The following is a 19,796-nucleotide window of genomic DNA, read 5'->3' as shown; positions in this document are numbered from 1 at the left end:
TTTTGCTATAATGGAATTATGAACAACTTGATTAAATCAAAACTAGAGCTCTTGCCGACCAGCCCTGGTTGCTACATTCACAAGGATAAAAACGGCACCATTATCTATGTAGGAAAGGCAAAAAATCTGCGTAACCGCGTGCGGTCCTATTTCCGTGGAAGTCATGATACCAAAACAGAGGCTTTGGTGTCTGAGATTGTGGATTTTGAATTTATCGTTACGGAGTCTAATATTGAGGCACTTCTCCTAGAAATCAACCTGATTAAGGAAAACAAGCCCAAGTACAATATCATGCTCAAGGATGATAAGTCCTATCCTTTCATCAAGATTACCAATGAACGCTATCCTCGTTTGATTATTACCCGTCAGGTCAAAAAGGACGGCGGTCTCTACTTTGGACCTTATCCAGATGTGGGGGCAGCCAATGAAATCAAGCGGTTGCTGGATCGAATTTTCCCTTTTCGCAAGTGTACCAATCCACCCTCTAAGGTCTGCTTTTACTACCATATCGGTCAATGTATGGCCCATACCATCTGTAAGAAGGATGAGGCTTATTTCAAGTCCATGGCCCAGGAGGTCTCTGATTTTCTGAAAGGGCAGGATGACAAAATCATTGATGATCTCAAGGGCAAGATGGCAACGGCAGCCCAGACTATGGAATTTGAACGTGCAGCGGAATACCGTGACCTGATTCAGGCTATTGGAACGCTTCGAACCAAGCAACGGGTTATGGCTAAGGATCTCCAAAATCGAGATGTCTTTGGCTACTATGTAGACAAGGGTTGGATGTGTGTTCAGGTTTTCTTTGTTCGCCAGGGCAAGCTCATCGAACGAGATGTTAACTTCTTCCCCTACTACAATGATCCGGATGAGGACTTCTTGACCTATGTGGGACAATTTTATCAAGAAAAATCTCACCTGATTCCCAATGAAGTATTGATTCCTCAGGATATTGACCAAGAAGCAGTCAAGGCCTTGGTGGATACCAAGGTACTCAAACCCCAACGTGGCGAGAAAAAGCAACTGGTCAATTTGGCTATAAAGAATGCTCGAGTCAGCCTAGAGCAGAAATTTAATCTGCTAGAGAAATCTGTCGAAAAGACCCAAGGAGCTATTGAAAATCTAGGTCGTTTGCTCCAAATTCCGACTCCAGTTCGCATCGAGTCCTTCGATAACTCCAATATCATGGGAACTAGCCCTGTTTCTGCCATGGTGGTCTTTGTCAACGGCAAACCAAGTAAGAAGGATTATCGTAAGTATAAAATCAAGACTGTCGTTGGGCCAGACGACTATGCTAGTATGCGTGAGGTTATTCGCAGACGCTATGGCCGAGTTCAACGTGAGGCTTTGACTCCGCCAGATTTGATTGTGATTGATGGTGGACAAGGTCAAGTCAATATTGCCAAGCAAGTCATCCAAGAGGAACTAGGCTTGGATATTCCAATTGCTGGGCTGCAAAAGAATGATAAGCACCAAACCCATGAATTGCTCTTTGGAGATCCGCTTGAGGTGGTGGAGTTGTCTCGCAATTCTCAGGAATTTTTCCTCCTCCAACGCATTCAAGATGAGGTGCACCGCTTTGCCATTACTTTCCACCGCCAACTGCGCTCCAAAAATTCCTTTTCATCACAACTGGATGGAATTGACGGTCTGGGACCTAAACGCAAGCAGAATCTTATGAAGCATTTCAAGTCTCTGACAAAAATCAAGGAAGCCAGTGTGGATGAGATTGTCGAAGTTGGAGTGCCGAGACTTGTCGCAGAGGCTGTGCAAAACAAGTTGAACCCGCATGAAACAGAAACCTTGCCTCAAGTGGCAGAAGAAAGAGTAGATTACCAAATGGAAGGAAACCACAATGAAACATAAAATCGCAATTTTATCAGATATTCATGGAAATGCGACGGCTTTAGAAGCAGTGATTGCAGATGCTAAAAATCAAGGGGTCAGTGAATACTGGCTTCTGGGAGATATTTTTCTTCCTGGTCCAGGCGCAAATGACTTAGTCGCCCTGCTAAAGGACCTTCCTATCACAGCCAGTGTTCGAGGAAATTGGGATGATCGTGTCCTTGAGGCCTTGGATGGCGAATATGGTTTGGAACATCCGAAAGAAATCCAGTCAATGCGCATGACCCAGTTTTTGATGGAGCGAATGGATCCTGCAACGATTGTCTGGCTACGAAGCTTGCCTTTGCTGGAAAAGAAAGAAATTGACGGATTGCGCTTTTCTATCTCTCATAATTTGCCAAATAAGAACTATGGTGGTGACTTGCTAGTTGAGAATGATACAGAGAAATTTGACCAACTCCTAGATGATGAAGTTGACGTGGCAGTCTATGGTCATGTTCACAAGCAGTTGCTTCGTTATGGCAGTCAAGGGCAACAAATCATCAATCCAGGGTCGATTGGCATGCCCTATTTTAATTGGGAGGCGTTAAAAAATCACCGTGCCCAGTATGCCGTGATAGAAGTTGAAGATGGGGAATTGGTAAATATCCTATTTCGTAAAGTCGCTTATGACTACGAAGCGGAGTTAGAATTGGCCAAGTCCAAGGGCCTTCCCTTTATCGAAATGTATGAAGAGCTACGTCGTGAAGATAACTATCAGGGGCACAATCTGGAACTCTTAACCAGCTTAATTGAAAAGCATGGGTATGTAGAAGATGTGAAGAATTTTTTTGATTTTTTGTAAGAGTTTCCTAAAATAACCAATGCAAACTAAAAACGATTGACTGGTCCAATCGTTTTTAATATATCTTATACTCAATGAAAATTAAAGAGCAAACTAGTAAGCAAGCTGTAGGCATTACTTGAGTACGGCAAGGCGAAGCTGACGTGGTTTGAAGAGATTTTCGAAGAGTATTATTGTAACTGAGATTGATCTGGGAGGTAAGAGCCACCTAGATAGGTATTGCTGAGTTTTTCGAGTGTTCCGTCTTGGTAGAGTTCTTTGAGTGCTTTATCAAATTGCTCTTTAAACTCTTTCTGATCACTTGAGAAAACGATATAATTGCTAGGACTATTAGTAGAAGACAAGTCAACCACAGAAAGGTCTAAGCCACGGTCCTTGATAATCTTTTGAACGGATACCTTGTCAAAAACGAGGAAATCAAATTCGCCGTTAGAGAGGTCTAGGATTCGTTTGCCGATATCTTCACCAGAAAAATCGATAGTAGCAGGATTATCAGTGTGTTTTTGATTCCAGTTATTGATGAATTGAGCGTTTGAAGTTCCGGTATCCTCTTGCGTTGTTTTACCAGCGATTTGGTCAAGTGAAGTCAAAGGATTTTTCTTGTTGCTGACGAGGACGAGGGGATTGTTTGAAATTGGAAGTGAGTAAAGGTATTTTTCAGCACGCTCTTTTGTGTAACTCAGGTTGTTGGCTGCAGCCTGATAGTGACCAGAATCAAGTCCTGGGAAGATACTCTCCCAGGCAGTTCTTTGAAATTGAATCTCGTAGTCGCTGAGTTTTTCATCAACTGCTTTTAGAACTTCAATATCGAAGCCTGTCAGATTGCCCTTGTCTTCGTAGTCAAATGGTGGCACATCGCCAGCTGTAGCAACGACGATTGTCTTTTGAGAGCTGGTTTCTTTAGGTGTAGCTTGATTTCCACAGGCAACCAAAAAGGGGATGATGGCTAGTAATAGGCTGAATTTTTTCATAATATCTCCATTCAAATGTAAAGTTATCTGCTAGTTTATCAGAAACTTTCCTGATAAACCAATATATATCTTTTATGTCCGTGATAGAAAAAACTTAATCATGAAAAATCCCTGCAAGCTCTTTCAAAATATGGTAGAATGGAAGCAGTAGAATTAGAAAAGGAAATCGATTATGAAATTTCTTGAATTAAATAAAAAACGTCATGCGACTAAGCATTTCACTGATAAGCCAGTTTATCCAAAAGATGTGCGTACGGCTATCGAAATTGCAACCTTGGCACCAAGTGCCCACAACAGCCAGCCTTGGAAATTTGTGGTAGTACGTGAGAAAAATGCTGAACTAGCAAAATTGGCTTACGGTTCAAACTTTGAACAGGTATCATCAGCGCCTGTAACCATTGCCCTGTTTACAGACACAGATTTGGCTAAACGTGCTCGTAAGATTGCCCGAGTTGGCGGTGCTAATAACTTTTCTGAAGAGCAACTTCAATACTTTATGAAAAATTTGCCTGCCGAGTTTGCGCGTTACAATGAACAACAGGTCAGCGACTACCTAGCCCTCAATGCAGGTTTGGTTGCTATGAATTTGGTTTTGGCTCTTACAGATCAGGGAATCGGATCAAATCTGATTCTTGGTTTTGACAAATCAAAAGTCAACGAAGTTTTGGATATCGAAGACCGCTTCCGCCCAGAACTTTTGATTACAGTGGGATACACAGACGAAAAATTGGAACCAAGTTACCGCTTGCCAGTAGATGAAATCATTGAGAAAAGATAGAAAGAAGAAAGAAATGACAACAATTGATTTTACAGCAGAAGTAGAAAAACGCAAAGAAGATCTCTTGGCTGACTTGTTTAGCCTTTTAGAAATCAACTCAGAACGTGATGACAGCAAGGTTGATGCTGAACATCCATTTGGACCTGGACCGGTAAAAGCCTTGGAAAAATTCCTTGAAATCGCAGACCGCGATGGCTACCCAACTAAAAATGTTGATAACTACGCAGGACATTTTGAGTTTGGTGATGGAGAAGAAGTTCTCGGAATCTTTGCCCACATGGACGTGGTTCCTGCTGGTAGCGGTTGGGATACAGATCCTTACACACCGACTATCAAAGACGGTCGCCTTTATGCGCGTGGGGCTTCGGACGACAAGGGACCTACAACAGCTTGTTACTATGGTTTGAAAATCATCAAAGAATTGGGCCTTCCAACTTCTAAAAAAGTTCGCTTCATCGTCGGAACAGACGAAGAATCAGGCTGGGCAGACATGGACTACTACTTCGAGCACGTAGGACTTGCCAAACCAGACTTCGGTTTCTCTCCAGACGCTGAATTCCCTATCATCAATGGTGAAAAAGGAAATATTACAGAATACCTACATTTTGCAGGTGAAAATACAGGTACAGCCCGTCTTCACAGCTTTACAGGTGGTTTACGTGAAAACATGGTACCTGAATCAGCAACAGCAGTCGTTTCAGGTGATTTGGCTGACTTGCAAGCTAAACTAGATGCTTTTGTTGCAGAACACAAGCTCAGAGGAGAAATTCAAGAAGAAGCTGGCCAATACAAGGTGACCATCATTGGTAAATCAGCCCATGGTGCTATGCCTGCTTCAGGTGTTAATGGTGCTACTTACCTAGCTCTCTTCCTCAGCCAGTTTGACTTTGCTGGTCCGGCCAAAGACTACCTTGACATCGCTGGTAAAATTCTCTTGAACGACCATGAGGGTGAAAATCTCAAGATTGCTCATGTGGATGAAAAGATGGGTGCCCTTTCTATGAATGCGGGTGTCTTCCGCTTCGATGAAACAAGTGCTGACAATACCATTGCCCTTAACATCCGCTATCCAAAAGGAACAAGTCCAGAACAAATCAAGTCAGTCCTTGAAAACTTGCCAGTTGCTTCTGTTAGCCTTTCTGAACATGGTCATACGCCTCACTATGTGCCAATGGAAGATCCACTTGTGCAAACCTTGTTGAATGTCTATGAAAAACAAACTGGACTTAAAGGTCACGAGCAAGTTATCGGTGGTGGAACCTTTGGTCGTTTGCTCGAACGCGGAGTTGCCTACGGTGCCATGTTCCCAGACTCAATTGACACCATGCACCAAGCCAATGAATTTATCGCCTTGGATGATCTCTTCCGAGCAGCAGCAATTTATGCCGAAGCTATTTATGAATTGATCAAATAAAACGATAGAAGTCTGAGATTGTATGCTTAGACTTCTTTTTGGAGGGAAAGTAGATGTCTCAAATTGAAAGAATCAAGCAGGCTATTATGTCAGATCCACAAAATGCCAGCTATACAGAACGCGGAATCGAACCTCTCTTTGCAGCGCCAAAGACTGCTCGCATCAATATCATCGGTCAAGCGCCTGGTCTTAAAACCCAAGAAGCAGGCCTTTACTGGAAGGACAAAAGTGGTGATCGTTTGCGGGAGTGGCTAGGTGTGGATGAAGATACCTTTTACAATTCAGGATATTTTGCTGTTCTGCCTATGGATTTTTACTTTCCAGGGCATGGTAAGTCAGGTGACCTGCCACCGAGAACTGGGTTTGCAGAAAAATGGCATCCGCAGCTCTTGCAAGAATTACCCGATATTCAGTTGACCCTCTTGATTGGCCAGTATGCCCAAGCCTACTATTTACAGGAAAAAATCAGTGGCAAGGTGACAGAACGGGTAAAACATTACCAGAACTACTTGCCAACCTATTTTCCACTAGTTCACCCCTCACCACGAAATCAAATCTGGATGGCCAAAAATCCTTGGTTTGAGGCAGAAGTGGTGCCAGAGTTGAAAAAAAGAATTAAAACTATTTTATAGTCAATGAAAATCAAAGAGCAAACTAGGAAGCTAGCCGCAGGCTGCTCAAAACACAGTTTTGAGGTTGTGGATAGAACTGACGAAGTCAGCTCAAAACACAGTTTTGAGGTTGTGGATAGAACTGACGAAGTCAGTAACCATACGCACGGTAAGGCGACGCTGACGTGGTTTGAAGAGATTTTCGAAGAGTATTAGGAGAAAAAGATTGAAAGAAATTACTTTTGACGCATTTTACCAGCTTTACCAAAACGACCAACTTTCTCTAGTGGACGTGAGAGAAGTGGATGAGTTTAAAGCTCTTCACTTAGAAGGCGCTCAGAACCTTCCTCTGAGTCAACTGGCTGATACCTATGATCAGTTGGACAAGGACCAGTTACATTATGTTATTTGCAAATCTGGAATGAGATCGGTGCGTGCTTGTCAATTTCTAGCAGAACAGGGTTATGAGGTTATCAATGTACAAGGTGGTATGACTGCCTTTGAAGAACTCTAAACGTAAGAATTTTCTCCTGCTTGGTGTGGACTGGGTAGGAGAGTTTTATTTTTAGATAATTCTCATTTTTGAGAATCTTGAAAACATTCAATATTTACTTCGTGATACTTTTTTCATACTCTTATTCATGATATACTAAGTCAGTATTTTATAAATATGAAGGAGATTTTCATGGCTAAAAAAGGTGCCCTAACAGGTTTGCTCTTGTTTGGAATATTTTTTGGTGCGGGGAACTTGATTTTTCCGCCTTCTCTGGGTGCTCTATCTGGAGAACATTTTCTTCCTGCCATCGCAGGTTTTGTCTTTTCAGGTGTCGGTATCGCCGTCTTGACTCTTATTATTGGAACGCTAAATCCTAAAGGATATATCTACGAGATTTCAACAAAGATAGCACCTTGGTTTGCGACTCTTTACCTCTCAGTTCTTTACTTGTCAATTGGTCCATTCTTTGCCATCCCACGTACTGCGACAACAGCTTACGAGGTAGGGATTAGCCCTCTTTTGTCGGATGCAAATAAAGGTCTTGGCTTGATTGTCTTTACGGTTCTGTATTTTGTAGCAGCCTATCTAATCTCACTTAATCCATCAAAAATCTTAGACCGTATCGGCCGTATCTTAACGCCAGTCTTTGCGATTTTGATTGTTATCTTGGTTGTTCTAGGAGCTATCAAATATGGTGGAACAAGTCCTCAAGCTGCTTCAGCTGCTTATCAAGCTTCTGCCTTTGGGACAGGTTTCCTAGAAGGTTACAATACCTTGGACGCCCTTGCTTCAGTTGCCTTTAGCGTAATCGCAGTTCAAACCTTGAAACAACTTGGATTTTCAAGTAAGAAAGAATACATTTCAACTATTTGGGTCGTTGGTATCGTTGTAGCCCTTGCCTTTAGCGCTCTTTACATCGGTTTAGGATTCCTTGGAAATCATTTCCCAGTACCAACTGAGGCTATGAAGGGTGGAACACCAGGTGTTTACATCTTGTCACAAGCCACTCAAGAAATATTTGGCTCAACAGCTCAACTCTTCCTTGCAGCTATGGTTACCGTAACCTGCTTCACAACAACAGTTGGTTTGATTGTGTCTACAGCTGAGTTCTTTAATGAGCGCTTCCCACAAATCAGCTATAAGGTTTATGCTACAGCCTTTACCTTGATTGGATTTGCCATTGCTAATTTGGGTCTTGATGCGATTATCAAGTACTCAATTCCAGTACTGGTTATCTTGTACCCAATCACGATTGCTATCGTTATGATTGTCATTGTGAACAAATTTGTGGCCCTTTCAAAACCAGGTATGCAGTTGACAATTGCTGTGGTTACAGCTATTGCTATTGCAAGCGTACTAGGAAGCTCGTTTAAGGTTGAGTTTCTTGCAAACCTTGTCAACACTCTTCCTTTTGCCAAGGCATCTCTCCCATGGTTGGTACCAGCTATTGTCGGAATCTTGCTCTCATTGGTTCTGCCAAACAAGCAAGAAAGCGATGTTTTTGAAATGGAATAATCACTAAATTCACTTTTGTAGTCAAGTCTACAGGAGTGATTTTCTTTTTTATCCGATGATAAATGTGTTATAATAGGTAGCAAAAGAGGTGAAGAAATGAATCAAACAGTAGAATATATTAAAGAACTGACAACCATTGCGTCGCCAACGGGCTTCACTCGGGAGATTTCGGACTATTTAGTCAAGACTCTAGAAGGTTTTGGTTACCAGCCAGTTCGTACAGCCAAGGGCGGTGTCAATGTGACCATCAAAGGTCAAAATGATGAGCAACAACGCTATGTGACTGCCCATGTAGATACGCTTGGTGCTATTGTCCGTGCTGTCAAACCAGACGGCCGTCTCAAATTGGATCGTATCGGTGGTTTTCCTTGGAACATGATTGAAGGAGAAAACTGTATCGTTCATGTAGCTAGCACAGGTCAAAAGCTATCAGGAACCATTCTCATACACCAGACTTCTTGCCATGTCTACAAGGATGCAGGAACTGCAGAACGCACGCAAGATAATATGGAAGTGCGTTTGGATGTAAAAGTAAGCAATGAAAAAGAAACTCGTGCTCTTGGGATTGAGGCTGGTGATTTTATCAGCTTTGACCCACGAACCATCGTGACAGAGACAGGTTTTATCAAGTCTCGTCATTTGGATGACAAGGTCAGCGCAGCTATTTTGCTTAACCTGCTTCGTATTTATAAGGAAGAGAAGATTGAGTTGCCAGTAACAACCCATTTTGCTTTTTCAGTTTTTGAAGAAGTGGGGCATGGTGCAAACTCTAACATTCCTGCTCAGGTAGTAGAATATCTGGCTGTGGATATGGGAGCTATGGGAGATGACCAGCAAACAGATGAGTACACAGTGTCTATCTGTGTCAAGGATGCTTCAGGGCCTTATCACTATGACTTCCGTCAACATTTGGTTGCTTTGGCTAAAGAACAAGATATTCCATTTAAGCTGGATATCTATCCATTTTATGGTTCGGATGCTTCGGCAGCTATGTCTGCAGGGGCAGAAGTTAAACACGCCCTTCTCGGTGCTGGTATCGAGTCTAGCCATTCTTATGAGCGCACTCATATTGACTCGGTGGTTGCAACGGAGCGTATGGTTGATGCTTACCTTAAGAGCGCATTGGTAGACTAATATGTGCCTTATTTGTCAGAGAATTGAGCTCATTAAAGTTGGGAAAAATCCTTACTTTGTGAGAGAACTAGAAACAGGCTATCTTGTGATTGGAGACCACCAGTATTTTGCAGGTTATAGTCTCTTTCTAGCCAAGGAACACGTCACAGAATTGCATCATTTAGAGAAGGAAACTAGAATCCGTTTTCTAGAGGAAATGAGTTTAGTCCAAGAGGCAGTTGCTAAGGCCTTTGCTACCGAGAAAATGAATATCGAACTGCTAGGAAATGGTGATGCCCATCTTCATTGGCATCTGTTTCCTAGACGAACAGGTGATATGAATGGTCACGGTCTCAAGGGACGTGGTCCAGTATGGTGGGTTCCCTTTGAAGAAATGACAGCAGAAACCTGCCAAGCAAAACCGGATGAGATTAAAAAATTAGTTAAATGTTTATCGTTAGAAGTAGATAACCTATTAGAAATAAAGGAGTAGAAATGAAAAAAAGATACCTTGTCTTGACAGCCTTGCTAGCCTTGAGTCTAGCAGCTTGTTCACAAGAAAAAGCAAAAAATGAAGATGGAGAAACTAAGACAGAACAGACAGCCAAAGCTGATGGGACAGTCGGAAGTAAGTCTCAAGGAACTGCCCAGAAGAAAGCAGAAGTGGTTAACAAGGGAGATTACTACAGCATCCAAGGAAAATATGATGAAATCATCGTAGCCAATAAACACTATCCATTGTCGAAAGACTACAATCCAGGGGAAAATCCAACAGCCAAGGCAGAGTTGGTCAAACTCATCAAAGCGATGCAAGAGGCAGGTTTCCCAATCAGCGATCATTACAGTGGCTTTAGAAGTTATGAAACTCAGACCAAGCTCTATCAAGATTATGTCAATCAAGATGGGAAAGAAGCTGCCGACCGTTATTCTGCTCGACCTGGCTATAGCGAACACCAGACAGGTTTAGCCTTTGATGTGATTGGGACAAATGGTGATCTGGTGACAGAAGAAAAAGCAGCCCAATGGCTTTTGGACCATGCAGCTGATTATGGCTTTGTTGTCCGTTATCTCAAAGGCAAGGAAAAGGAAACAGGCTATATGGCTGAGGAATGGCACTTGCGTTATGTAGGAAAAGAAGCTAAAGAAATTGCTGAGAGTGGTCTCAGTTTGGAAGAATACTATGGATTTGAAGGTGGAGATTACGTCGATTAAAAAATAAACTTTTCTCTTGCAATTCCAGATAAATAGTGTATAATAGATGGGTATGTGAAAAGCATACTTGTGGGAGGTAAAAATCTCTAATTACCGCCAAAACCACAAAGGAGGATTTAAAAATGGCTAAAAAAGTCGAAAAACTTGTAAAATTGCAAATCCCTGCTGGTAAAGCTACACCAGCTCCACCGGTTGGACCTGCTCTTGGTCAAGCTGGTATCAACATCATGGGATTCACAAAAGAGTTCAACGCTCGTACAGCTGACCAAGCTGGTATGATCATTCCAGTTGTTATCTCAGTTTACGAAGATAAATCATTTACTTTCATCACTAAAACACCACCAGCTGCTGTTCTTTTGAAAAAAGCTGCAGGTGTTGAAAAAGGATCAGGTACACCTAACAAAACTAAAGTTGCTACAGTTACTCGTGCACAAGTACAAGAAATTGCAGAAACTAAGATGCCAGATTTGAACGCAGCAAACGTAGAGTCTGCAATGCGTATGATCGAAGGTACTGCTCGTTCTATGGGATTCACTGTTGTTGACTAATCAATAACACTCCCAATATAACCCGCAAGACTTCATCATTTCGAGAAGTGACGTGGGAGATGAAAATCGATTGAACCACTTACAAGGAGAATAGAAAATGGCTAAAAAAAGCAAACAACTTCGTGCTGCTCTTGAGAAAATCGACAGCACAAAAGCATACAGCGTAGAAGAAGCTGTAGCACTTGCAAAAGAAACTAACTTTGCAAAATTTGACGCAACTGTAGAAGTTGCTTACAACTTGAACATCGACGTTAAAAAAGCTGACCAACAAATCCGTGGAGCAATGGTATTGCCAAACGGTACTGGTAAAACTTCACGCGTTCTTGTTTTCGCACGTGGTGCAAAAGCTGAAGAAGCAAAAGCTGCTGGTGCAGACTTTGTTGGTGAAGATGACCTTGTTGCTAAAATCAACGACGGTTGGTTGGACTTCGACGTAGTTATCGCTACACCTGACATGATGGCTCTTGTTGGACGTCTTGGACGTGTCCTTGGACCACGTAACTTGATGCCAAACCCTAAAACTGGTACTGTAACTATGGATGTTGCTAAAGCAGTTGAAGAGTCTAAAGGTGGTAAAATCACTTACCGTGCTGACCGTGCAGGTAACGTTCAAGCAATCATCGGTAAAGTATCATTTGAAGCTGAAAAATTGGTTGAAAACTTCAAAGCTTTCAACGAAACAATCCAAAAAGCAAAACCAGCTACAGCTAAAGGAACTTACGTAACAAACTTGACTATCACAACTACTCAAGGTGTTGGTATCAAAGTTGATGTAAACTCACTTTAATCAGTAGTTAAAGTAATGTAAAAAAGTTGAAGACGCTATGTCTCAACTTTTTTTGATTTCAAAATATCTTCTTGTAAGGTAATACTCAATGAAAATCAAAGAGCAAACTAGGAAGCTAGCCGCAGGCTGTACTTGAGTACGGCAAGGTGAAGCTGACGTGGTTTGAAGAGATTTTCGAAGAGTATAAATTTAAGTTACTGCTGTTATTCTTAGAGTCACGTGTTTCAATACAATACTCTTTAAGCGTATTTAAATTGGTTTTATACTAAAGCATTGATCATCGTTAATGAAAAATAGAAAAATCTCTAATAAAATTAAAAAATACTCATTCAAACTCAATAATTATCAGTTATAATACTTGAATGCTATAAATTTAAATGTTATAATCAGTTAAAGTGTTTACAATCATATAGCAATCTTTTTTAAGATGTTCTTCTCTTAATATTACTAAAAAATTTAAGGGGGGGGGGCTTTTTATTTGCCCTAATGCTTTAAATCAACACGAATAAAATAAATCAAGGAGGTTGAATCTCATGAAGAGAGGTCAACAAGATTTTAGAACTGAAAGATACCTTCGGTATGGTATTCGTAAGTATAGTTTTGGGGCAGCATCAGTGGCGATTGCGGCTGGTTTGATGTTTCTTGGAACTGGTGCGGTTTCAGCGACAGAAGTAGAAGGAGTTAATGAAACATCTTCAACAACGACTCCAACACTGACCATAGGCGATGAAGGTGCTAATCAAGGTGCTAACTCATCTAAACCCACTACTTATGACGCAGAGCCAGTTTTAACTAGAGATGCTAGTGAAGATACTGCCTCATCCCAAGCTAGCGATGAGAATACCGAAGCAGCGGTAACTGAATCCTCTACAGAAACAGTTGCAGATAAGACGGAACTACAATCGAAAATTTTGACCTTACGTACTGCAATCCAGTCGGCTACTAAGGGGACAGACAGTCTAGCTCTTGACTTTGCTAATCAAACATTGACAAGTGCGCAAGCAGTTTTAGAAGCTAAACCAAGTCAAGAAGAGGTCGCTCAGCAAGTCCAAGCGCTAACAAATGCTATTACTGTAATCGCAGAGGCGTCTAGTCAAGCACAAGCTAATCAAGTCGATACAGCAGAAACAAATCAATCATCTGAAAAAGTAGAGTTAGAAAAGCGAGTGTCAGAGGCGGATGTAACCAATCGTTTAGTAAATAGTTTTTTGGAAAAAGAAGCAAATGATTCAAGCCTTTCTGAAGATGTCAAGAGTGCTATTAGAGCTGCCATAGCCAGCAATGCTGCTAAAATTACAGAAGCAAAGGCTGCTTTAGCAAATGGTGATGCGAGTGCCCAAGCCCTTAACCAATCGATGGCAGAACTGAAGTCATCTATTGAAGCTGTATATGTTACTCTCCGTAAAACAGGCAAAGAAGAATTTTCTGTTTCCTTGGCTGATACGCCTCCTGCCGGTGGTGTAATTGCACAACCAAATGCCAAAGATTATATATCCATTCCGCAGGGGGATGGCACTTATAAGATAGTTTCAACAGCTATAACAGAAGCCTCTGCAACAGGTAAGGATATCTATACCTTTGGTGCAACTGCCGCTACAAGAGGAGATGTCTCAACGGATAGAATCAGTGGAGATATTACGACTCTGGAAGCAGTCGTGTACTCTCACCAACGGACAGGTACCGACACGAATCCTGGCAACTCAGGTCAAGGAAATAATAATAAAGGTCGAATGGATTTTCCTCTAACCAAGGAACAAGCAGAAGCCTTGGCTGCAGAAGCTCCCCTCTGGAAAGGAAAACTCCGTGCAGATGGGTCAACAATTTCAACAGGTAATAATGTAGTTTTTGGTGCAGGAGGAGGATATGAATACCTTGCAACCCACATCTATCACTATGTCTATGAACAAGGTACTGACCGTGTTTATATCGAAAAAATCAAGGGACGATTTAGTGTGACAGAGAAAGCAGCCAAAGCTGGCTGGGAGGTTTCAAAGGTAGAGCCGACAAACTTACCAACAGGTTTAACCTATAATGCAGCTACAGATACTATTCAGGGGAAGATTGTGACAGATGGTCTGGCAAATGGGGTATATGATACGCGGATGTATGTGACCTATACCAATAAACAGACCAATGCTACTGTACGTGCAGTGTACCGAAATCTTCGTGGGGGTTGGATTGGTTGGCAAGATACAACTCCACCAAACATTGGAACCAATGGAGAGGTCTTTGAAGGAAAGGTTGGTAAAAGTAGCTTTACCAATGAACAAGGTCACTCTACAAATAGTATTGATATCCACTACTCAGATACTTCAGGTTCTCGTGCTATGTCTGGCGGTGCTAATGTTAGCTATACGCTAGCAGATGGGACGAATGTTACAGTCCGTAATCAATACGGACCAAGTACTACAGGAATCTCGGGTAATATTGTGACAGCTACTGGAACAGCTCGTGCCGTGGATACAGAGATTCCGGGATTGACCTATGCACTAGATGGTAGTAAACCCTTAACTAGTCCTGACGGTGTGACTACGGGTTATACAGGGAAGGCCTTGATTAGTGGGACTCCAACGGAAGCTGGTATTTATTATGTTACAGCCTATGCTAAGGACTGGAACCAGCCAACAGGTGCAAATGGTTGGACAACCCAGGGGCAAGAAACCCATGCAGGTATCACAGTTAAGGTAGCACCGAAAATTGATGTCCTCAACATTGCTGCATATGGAACAGAAGTCCCAGTGACTATCTCTAAAGGAGCTACCTATGCCAAGGTAACCATGCCTGATGGAAGTGTCACAGCACTTGAAAATAGAGAAGGCAAGTGGTATGTTGCCGCGGAGGGAACTACAAATACAGCAGTGACAGCTGGTGAATTAGTCGGAACAGTTGGTGAACAATTTAAATTAAAAGTTACAAGTGAAATGACAGCAACAGCTGGTGTAAATAAGATATCTGTTTATGCTAAAACAGAAGCTGTTACAGCATCCTTGATGCGTTCATCTGTCACACTCCAAGATAATGATAACTCGTCACATGTTGCAACCTTGAATAAAACAAGTGGACGTTGGGAACTACCAGCTGAATATGCGACTGTTAGAACCGATCACAGAGATGGTACTTATGATGTAACGAATAGAGAAGTTTACACCTCTGTGCAAGCGGATGGCTCTATCAAGTTCTATATTTATGCCTATAACCGTAGTTATGATGCTACAGGAAAGGTTACAGCAGTTAATGATGTGACTCGTAAAGAAACAGTTTATGCGAGAGAAAATACCTTAGCTACAAGAGTTGGGAATGGAACCTATGTAACAGTTTCTTACGATAAAGCTACGAACACATGGTCGTCATCGGATCAGTCAGTAGTGACAGCTAGAAAGACAGATGCTGATCATTGGGAAGTATCTACTTCATCAGGATTTTCTGGTGTGGTTAAGGCTACTACAGCAGAATCAACGGACGAAGCTACGATTATCAATAGAAAACCAACTGTTACTTCGACTTCTTATACAACTAAGATGAATACAACTGTAGACTTAGTAGATCGCAGTTTGGACGGAGTAAGTACGGTAACAACTAATGCTCATGTGACAGTAGCTGATGCAGAAGATGACTCACTTCCATCTACAAGTGATGCTGAGAAAACTTTCAAGACTAGTCACAATACCAAGATAACAACTATTACAGTAACTGATCCAAATGGTGGGGTGGTTGCATCTTACACAAAGACTGGTGATGCTCATAATTACCCAGATGCAACAAGCTTAAAATTGACAGAAGTTGGTGTTTATACGGTTACAGTAGATGTTATGGATAGTAATACTAACCTAGTTGATGAGACAAACGTTGGTGAGACAACAGCAGGGACAGATCATGGTGCAAACACATCCACGGCAAGAACAGTCTACACTATTACTGTTACTCCTCTGGATATAGAGGGTCAACCTACGAAATCATTGGCTATTCAAGGACGTCCACAATCAGGTAACCCAACATTTGAGTTTAAAACAGATACCGAAACTGAGACTGAGAAAGAGACAGAGATTGATCAGGGAACAAAACTCTATAGCCTTGAAGGAGCGATAGATGGCTCTGTAACGGCTACAAAAGATGGTAAGACAATAGGTACTTACAAGATTGATAAAGATACAGGATTGGTCACTTTCACTCCTGAAAAAGACTTTACAGGGGAAGCACCAGCAGTTACAGTACGTTTGACAGTAACATTTGCTAATGATACTACTGGCAACCCACTCACTGCAACTGCGACAGCTACCTACACCCCAACAGTTATTCCAGTAACTCCAAGCTCTGAAGCTTCTAAGACAACTGGGCCGCAAGGACAAGCCCAGACTTCAGTTATTAAGTATGACACTGCAGATACAGACGCTAGCACTGTGAACTTTACTAAAGGTAGTGCTCTGGTTGAAACTGTTGAGAAGTCTGTCGATCTAGATAAAGGAACGGTAACGCTTCTTGATGCCAATGGAGCAGAAACTACAACTGTCACAGTGGCCAATCAAGGTACCTATAGTCTAAACAAAGACACCAACACCATCACCTTCCAACCTCTTTCAAGTTTCGTAGGAAAGGCAACTCCAGTAACAGTTCAAGTGAAGGATGACAACGGAACAGCGACAACAACGACTTACACCCCAACGGTAACAGATGTGACCATGACATCTGAAAATGCAACATCGACTGGTATTCAAGGGGCTACTCAAAGTGGAACTCCAACCTTTAAGACTTCAGACAAGAGTGTAACAGTTGTGAAGCACCAGTTGATTTCTCCAGAAACAAATCAAGCAACGGATAGTGTGACAATTCCAGGTGAGGGGACGTACACAATTGAACCAACAACAGGTCTTGTGACCTTCGTACCAGATCCATCATACAAAGAGAAGGGGACAGGTGTTACTGTTCAAGCAACGGACTCAAATGGTGAAACTTCAACCGCTACCTACACTCCGACAGTTACTCCAGTTTCTCTAACGTCGACTAATGTGACATCGAAAGACATTCAAGGGGCTACTCAAAGTGGAACTCCAACCTTTGCCTTGTCAAATGGAGCAGAAGCAACAACGACTATCACAGGCTATAAACTTGTGGATCCAACTACAGGCCAAGCGACAGATAAAACATCTGTAGTTGTTCAATCAGTTGGTAAGTATACAATTGATTCAACGACAGGTAAAGTCACCTTCCAACCAGATGGTGCGTATAAGGGGACACCAGATGCCATCAAAGTTGAAGCAACTGCGACTGTTAAAAATGCCAAGAATGAAACTGCAAGCATTACGAAAGAAGCTACCTACACCCCAACAGTTATTCCAGTAACACCAAGCTCTGAAGCTTCAGAGACAACTGGACCGCAAGGACAAGCCCAGACTTCAGTTATTAAGTATGATACTGCAGATACAGACGCTAGCACTGTGAACTTTACTAAAGGTAGTGCTATGGTTGAAACTGTTGCGAAGTCTGTTGAGCTAGATAAAGGAACGGTAACGCTTCTTGATGCCAATGGAGCAGAAACTACAACTGTCACAGTGGCAGATCAAGGTACCTACAGTCTAAACAAAGACACCAACACCATCACCTTCCAACCTCTTTCAAGCTTTGTAGGCAAGGCAACTCCAGTAACAGTTCAAGTGAAAGATGCCAACGGAACAGCGACAACAACGACTTACACCCCAACGGTAACAGCTGTGACTCCAACAGGTGCTTCATCGGTTACTGAAGGAGCTCGTGGAACTACTCAAACATCTCCTGTAGTATTTGATACGCCAGATCAAGATAATACAACAGTAAACTTTAATAAAGGTCATGAAAAAGTTGAGCTTGATAAATCTACTCTAACATTAGTTGATAAAACTGGTAAAGAAGTGAAAGAAGTTGTAGTTCCAGGAGAAGGAACATATGTACTTAAGGATGGAGTCGTTGAATTTACACCAGAAAAAGATTTTGTAGGACAAACTTCTGGAGTAACAGTTCAAGTGAAAGACGTCAATGGTAAAGTAGTTTCTGAAACTTATACTCCAACTGTGCGTCCTGTAACGGAGTTTAAAGACACAGATGGGAATGTTGTTTCAGGAAGTACTACAGAAGATGGCAAAGTTGATAAGAAGGACTTCCCGGGCTATAGATTTGTTGAAACTAAAGTTGATGGCAAGGGTAATACTACTCATATCTATGAAAAAGTAACAACAACATTTAAGGATAAGGAAGGCAATCTTATTACTGTTGATAAAGACAACAACCCTGTGAAATCAACAGAAAAAGGAGAAATCCCAGCTAAAACGATCCCAGGTTATAAATTCGTAGAAACAAAGAAATTACCAAATGGCGATATTGAGCATATCTATGAAAAAGTAACAACAACATTCAAGGATAAGGAAGGCAATCTTATTACTGTTGATAAAGACAACAACCCTGTGAAATCAACAGAAGAAGGAGAAACTCCGGCTAAAACGATTCCAGGTTATAAATTCGTAGAGACTAAGAAACTTCCAAACGGAGATATCGAACACATCTACGAAAAAGTAACAACTTCATTCAAAGATAAAGACGGAAACGAGATTCCAAACTATCCAAGTGAGCCAGGTACAGTAGATAAGAAAGATATTCCAGAATACAGATTCGTAGAGACTAAGAAATTACCAAATGGTGATACTGAACATATCTACGAAAAAGTAAGTACCTTCTTCAAAGATAAAGAAGGCAAAGAGATTCCAAACTATCCAAGTGAGCCAGGTACAGTCGATAAGAAAGACATTCCAGAATACAGATTCGTAGAAACGAAGAAACTGTCAAATGGAGATACTGTTCATGTTTATGAAAAAGTAACACCACCAGCTCCTCAACCAAATCCAGGTAAGCAAAATACAACTACTTGGACAGATGAGAATGGAAATCCATTGAAACCAACTGAGCCAGGTTCTAAAGAACCGGGAACAATTCCAGGTTACGAATATGTGAAGACTGTGACAGATTCAAATGGAAATATCAGACATATCTTCCGCAAAGTTGAGATGCCAACTCCAACACCGGTTGAACCGACTCAACCAGCACAACCGGTAGAGCCAGCTAAACCTCAAATGCCAGCAACACCTAAATATGTTGATGGTCAAAAAGAATTGCCTAACACAGGTACAGAAGCTAACGCTAGTCTTGCAGCGCTTGGACTTCTTGGAGTCCTAGGTGGATTTGGACTTCTTGCTCGCAAGAAAAAAGAAGACTAATCTTTCTAATGGGTATAATTTGTTTGCAATGAACAGATTGTCCTTAATGAGGATGGGCAAAAACTTCATTTCAGGATAAAATGAAGTAAATATTCCCACAATAAAACGCATAGTATCAAGTTTTTCAAGACCTGATATTATGCGTTTTTAATTTTAAAGACTTTTTTCAGTCTCACTTATTGTACAGTGAAATGAGATAAAAAATGGACAAATTGATTGGGGGATTTAAACCAATTTCTAATCAACGGAATTTTTGATTAAAAGTATTATTTTAAGAGAAAAATTTTCAATTTCACAAATTTTAGGCAAACGCTTGCATTCTATTTTTTATTAGATTATAATAGGTTGGTATAAAGCCTTCTGTAGTAATAAAATGTAGAAGGTGTAGAAAGTAAGGATTTAGAATATTTGTAGTCAAAAGACA

15 protein-coding genes are annotated in these 19,796 nt (G+C 41.5%); 14 read left to right on the top strand and 1 reads right to left on the bottom strand.

The genetic code is table 11. The features are described 5' to 3' along the window. The first annotated feature begins 18 nt into the window (after nt 1–18). Together uvrC and HT679_RS07415 are read left to right on the top strand one after the other, a co-directional pair. Nucleotides 19–1,866, top strand: a complete 1,848-nt coding sequence (gene uvrC / locus HT679_RS07420; RefSeq protein ID WP_049513191.1) for an excinuclease ABC subunit UvrC — start codon at nt 19–21, stop codon at nt 1,864–1,866. Further along, the gene (locus HT679_RS07415) at nt 1,856–2,689 is read left to right on the top strand and encodes a metallophosphoesterase family protein (protein ID WP_173213887.1); all 834 of its coding nucleotides are present in this window, start codon (nt 1,856–1,858) and stop codon (nt 2,687–2,689) included. Before uvrC ends, HT679_RS07415 begins: the two co-directional genes overlap by 11 nt. 170 nt (nt 2,690–2,859) lie before the next feature. Here the strand turns inward: HT679_RS07415 and HT679_RS07410 are convergent, their stop codons facing one another. Further along, nucleotides 2,860–3,660 carry an amino acid ABC transporter substrate-binding protein gene (locus HT679_RS07410; protein WP_101514738.1) on the bottom strand — a complete coding sequence of 267 codons (801 nt, stop codon included), beginning with the start codon at nt 3,658–3,660 and terminating at the stop codon, nt 2,860–2,862. A gap of 172 nt (nt 3,661–3,832) precedes the next feature. On the opposite strand from HT679_RS07410, the gene HT679_RS07405 reads away from it, so the two are divergent. The 12 genes from HT679_RS07405 to HT679_RS07350 all read left to right on the top strand — a co-directional run bounded on the left by HT679_RS07405 (nt 3,833) and on the right by HT679_RS07350 (nt 19,372). Next, the gene (locus HT679_RS07405) at nt 3,833–4,438 is read left to right on the top strand and encodes a nitroreductase family protein (protein WP_173213885.1); all 606 of its coding nucleotides are present in this window, start codon (nt 3,833–3,835) and stop codon (nt 4,436–4,438) included. A 13-nt stretch (nt 4,439–4,451) separates the two neighbouring features. Continuing rightward, the gene (pepV, locus tag HT679_RS07400) at nt 4,452–5,852 is read left to right on the top strand and encodes a dipeptidase PepV (protein ID WP_173213883.1); all 1,401 of its coding nucleotides are present in this window, start codon (nt 4,452–4,454) and stop codon (nt 5,850–5,852) included. A gap of 53 nt (nt 5,853–5,905) precedes the next feature. After that, on the top strand, nt 5,906–6,484 hold the full coding sequence (locus HT679_RS07395) for a uracil-DNA glycosylase family protein (protein ID WP_173213881.1): 579 nt from the start codon (nt 5,906–5,908) through the stop codon (nt 6,482–6,484). Between the two features lie 3 nt (nt 6,485–6,487). Then, a complete protein-coding gene (locus HT679_RS11395; RefSeq protein ID WP_240149584.1) occupies nt 6,488–6,679 on the top strand; it encodes a chlorohydrolase in 192 nt (63 codons plus the stop codon). A gap of 10 nt (nt 6,680–6,689) precedes the next feature. Further along, nucleotides 6,690–6,977 carry a rhodanese-like domain-containing protein gene (locus HT679_RS07385; protein WP_173213879.1) on the top strand — a complete coding sequence of 96 codons (288 nt, stop codon included), beginning with the start codon at nt 6,690–6,692 and terminating at the stop codon, nt 6,975–6,977. Between the two features lie 171 nt (nt 6,978–7,148). After that, nucleotides 7,149–8,474 (top strand): branched-chain amino acid transport system II carrier protein, encoded by a 1,326-nt coding sequence (brnQ, locus tag HT679_RS07380; RefSeq protein ID WP_173213877.1) that lies wholly within the window; start codon nt 7,149–7,151, stop codon nt 8,472–8,474. 96 nt (nt 8,475–8,570) lie between these two features. Continuing rightward, complete coding sequence (locus HT679_RS07375) at nt 8,571–9,608, top strand: M42 family metallopeptidase (protein ID WP_173213875.1); 1,038 nt, start codon at nt 8,571–8,573, stop codon at nt 9,606–9,608. 1 nt (nt 9,609) lies between these two features. Further along, nucleotides 9,610–10,080 carry an HIT family protein gene (locus HT679_RS07370; RefSeq protein ID WP_173213873.1) on the top strand — a complete coding sequence of 157 codons (471 nt, stop codon included), beginning with the start codon at nt 9,610–9,612 and terminating at the stop codon, nt 10,078–10,080. 2 nt (nt 10,081–10,082) lie between these two features. Beyond that, a complete protein-coding gene (gene ldcB, locus HT679_RS07365) occupies nt 10,083–10,799 on the top strand; it encodes an LD-carboxypeptidase LdcB/DacB (protein ID WP_173213871.1) in 717 nt (238 codons plus the stop codon). 122 nt (nt 10,800–10,921) lie between these two features. Next, nucleotides 10,922–11,347 carry a 50S ribosomal protein L11 gene (gene rplK / locus HT679_RS07360; RefSeq protein WP_001085807.1) on the top strand — a complete coding sequence of 142 codons (426 nt, stop codon included), beginning with the start codon at nt 10,922–10,924 and terminating at the stop codon, nt 11,345–11,347. A 97-nt stretch (nt 11,348–11,444) separates the two neighbouring features. Beyond that, nucleotides 11,445–12,134, top strand: coding sequence for a 50S ribosomal protein L1 (rplA, locus tag HT679_RS07355; protein WP_001085675.1), 690 nt, complete (start codon nt 11,445–11,447; stop codon nt 12,132–12,134). 533 nt (nt 12,135–12,667) lie between these two features. Beyond that, nucleotides 12,668–19,372, top strand: coding sequence for a YSIRK-type signal peptide-containing protein (locus HT679_RS07350; protein WP_173213869.1), 6,705 nt, complete (start codon nt 12,668–12,670; stop codon nt 19,370–19,372). Nucleotides 19,373–19,796: the final 424 nt, after the last annotated feature.

Source organism: Streptococcus sp. 4886, assembly GCF_013276485.1.
Classification (GTDB): domain Bacteria; phylum Bacillota; class Bacilli; order Lactobacillales; family Streptococcaceae; genus Streptococcus.
Note: the sequence above shows the minus strand (reverse complement) of the source record. Positions and strands in the feature narration are given on the sequence as shown.

Coding starts and splice junctions, on each gene's coding strand:
- uvrC (WP_049513191.1), top strand. CDS start 19: ATGAACAACTTGATTAAATCAAAACTAGAGCTCTTGCCGACCAGCCCT.
- HT679_RS07415 (WP_173213887.1), top strand. CDS start 1,856: ATGAAACATAAAATCGCAATTTTATCAGATATTCATGGAAATGCGACG.
- HT679_RS07410 (WP_101514738.1), bottom strand. CDS start 3,660: ATGAAAAAATTCAGCCTATTACTAGCCATCATCCCCTTTTTGGTTGCC.
- HT679_RS07405 (WP_173213885.1), top strand. CDS start 3,833: ATGAAATTTCTTGAATTAAATAAAAAACGTCATGCGACTAAGCATTTC.
- pepV (WP_173213883.1), top strand. CDS start 4,452: ATGACAACAATTGATTTTACAGCAGAAGTAGAAAAACGCAAAGAAGAT.
- HT679_RS07395 (WP_173213881.1), top strand. CDS start 5,906: ATGTCTCAAATTGAAAGAATCAAGCAGGCTATTATGTCAGATCCACAA.
- HT679_RS11395 (WP_240149584.1), top strand. CDS start 6,488: ATGAAAATCAAAGAGCAAACTAGGAAGCTAGCCGCAGGCTGCTCAAAA.
- brnQ (WP_173213877.1), top strand. CDS start 7,149: ATGGCTAAAAAAGGTGCCCTAACAGGTTTGCTCTTGTTTGGAATATTT.
- HT679_RS07375 (WP_173213875.1), top strand. CDS start 8,571: ATGAATCAAACAGTAGAATATATTAAAGAACTGACAACCATTGCGTCG.
- HT679_RS07370 (WP_173213873.1), top strand. CDS start 9,610: ATGTGCCTTATTTGTCAGAGAATTGAGCTCATTAAAGTTGGGAAAAAT.
- ldcB (WP_173213871.1), top strand. CDS start 10,083: ATGAAAAAAAGATACCTTGTCTTGACAGCCTTGCTAGCCTTGAGTCTA.
- rplK (WP_001085807.1), top strand. CDS start 10,922: ATGGCTAAAAAAGTCGAAAAACTTGTAAAATTGCAAATCCCTGCTGGT.
- rplA (WP_001085675.1), top strand. CDS start 11,445: ATGGCTAAAAAAAGCAAACAACTTCGTGCTGCTCTTGAGAAAATCGAC.
- HT679_RS07350 (WP_173213869.1), top strand. CDS start 12,668: ATGAAGAGAGGTCAACAAGATTTTAGAACTGAAAGATACCTTCGGTAT.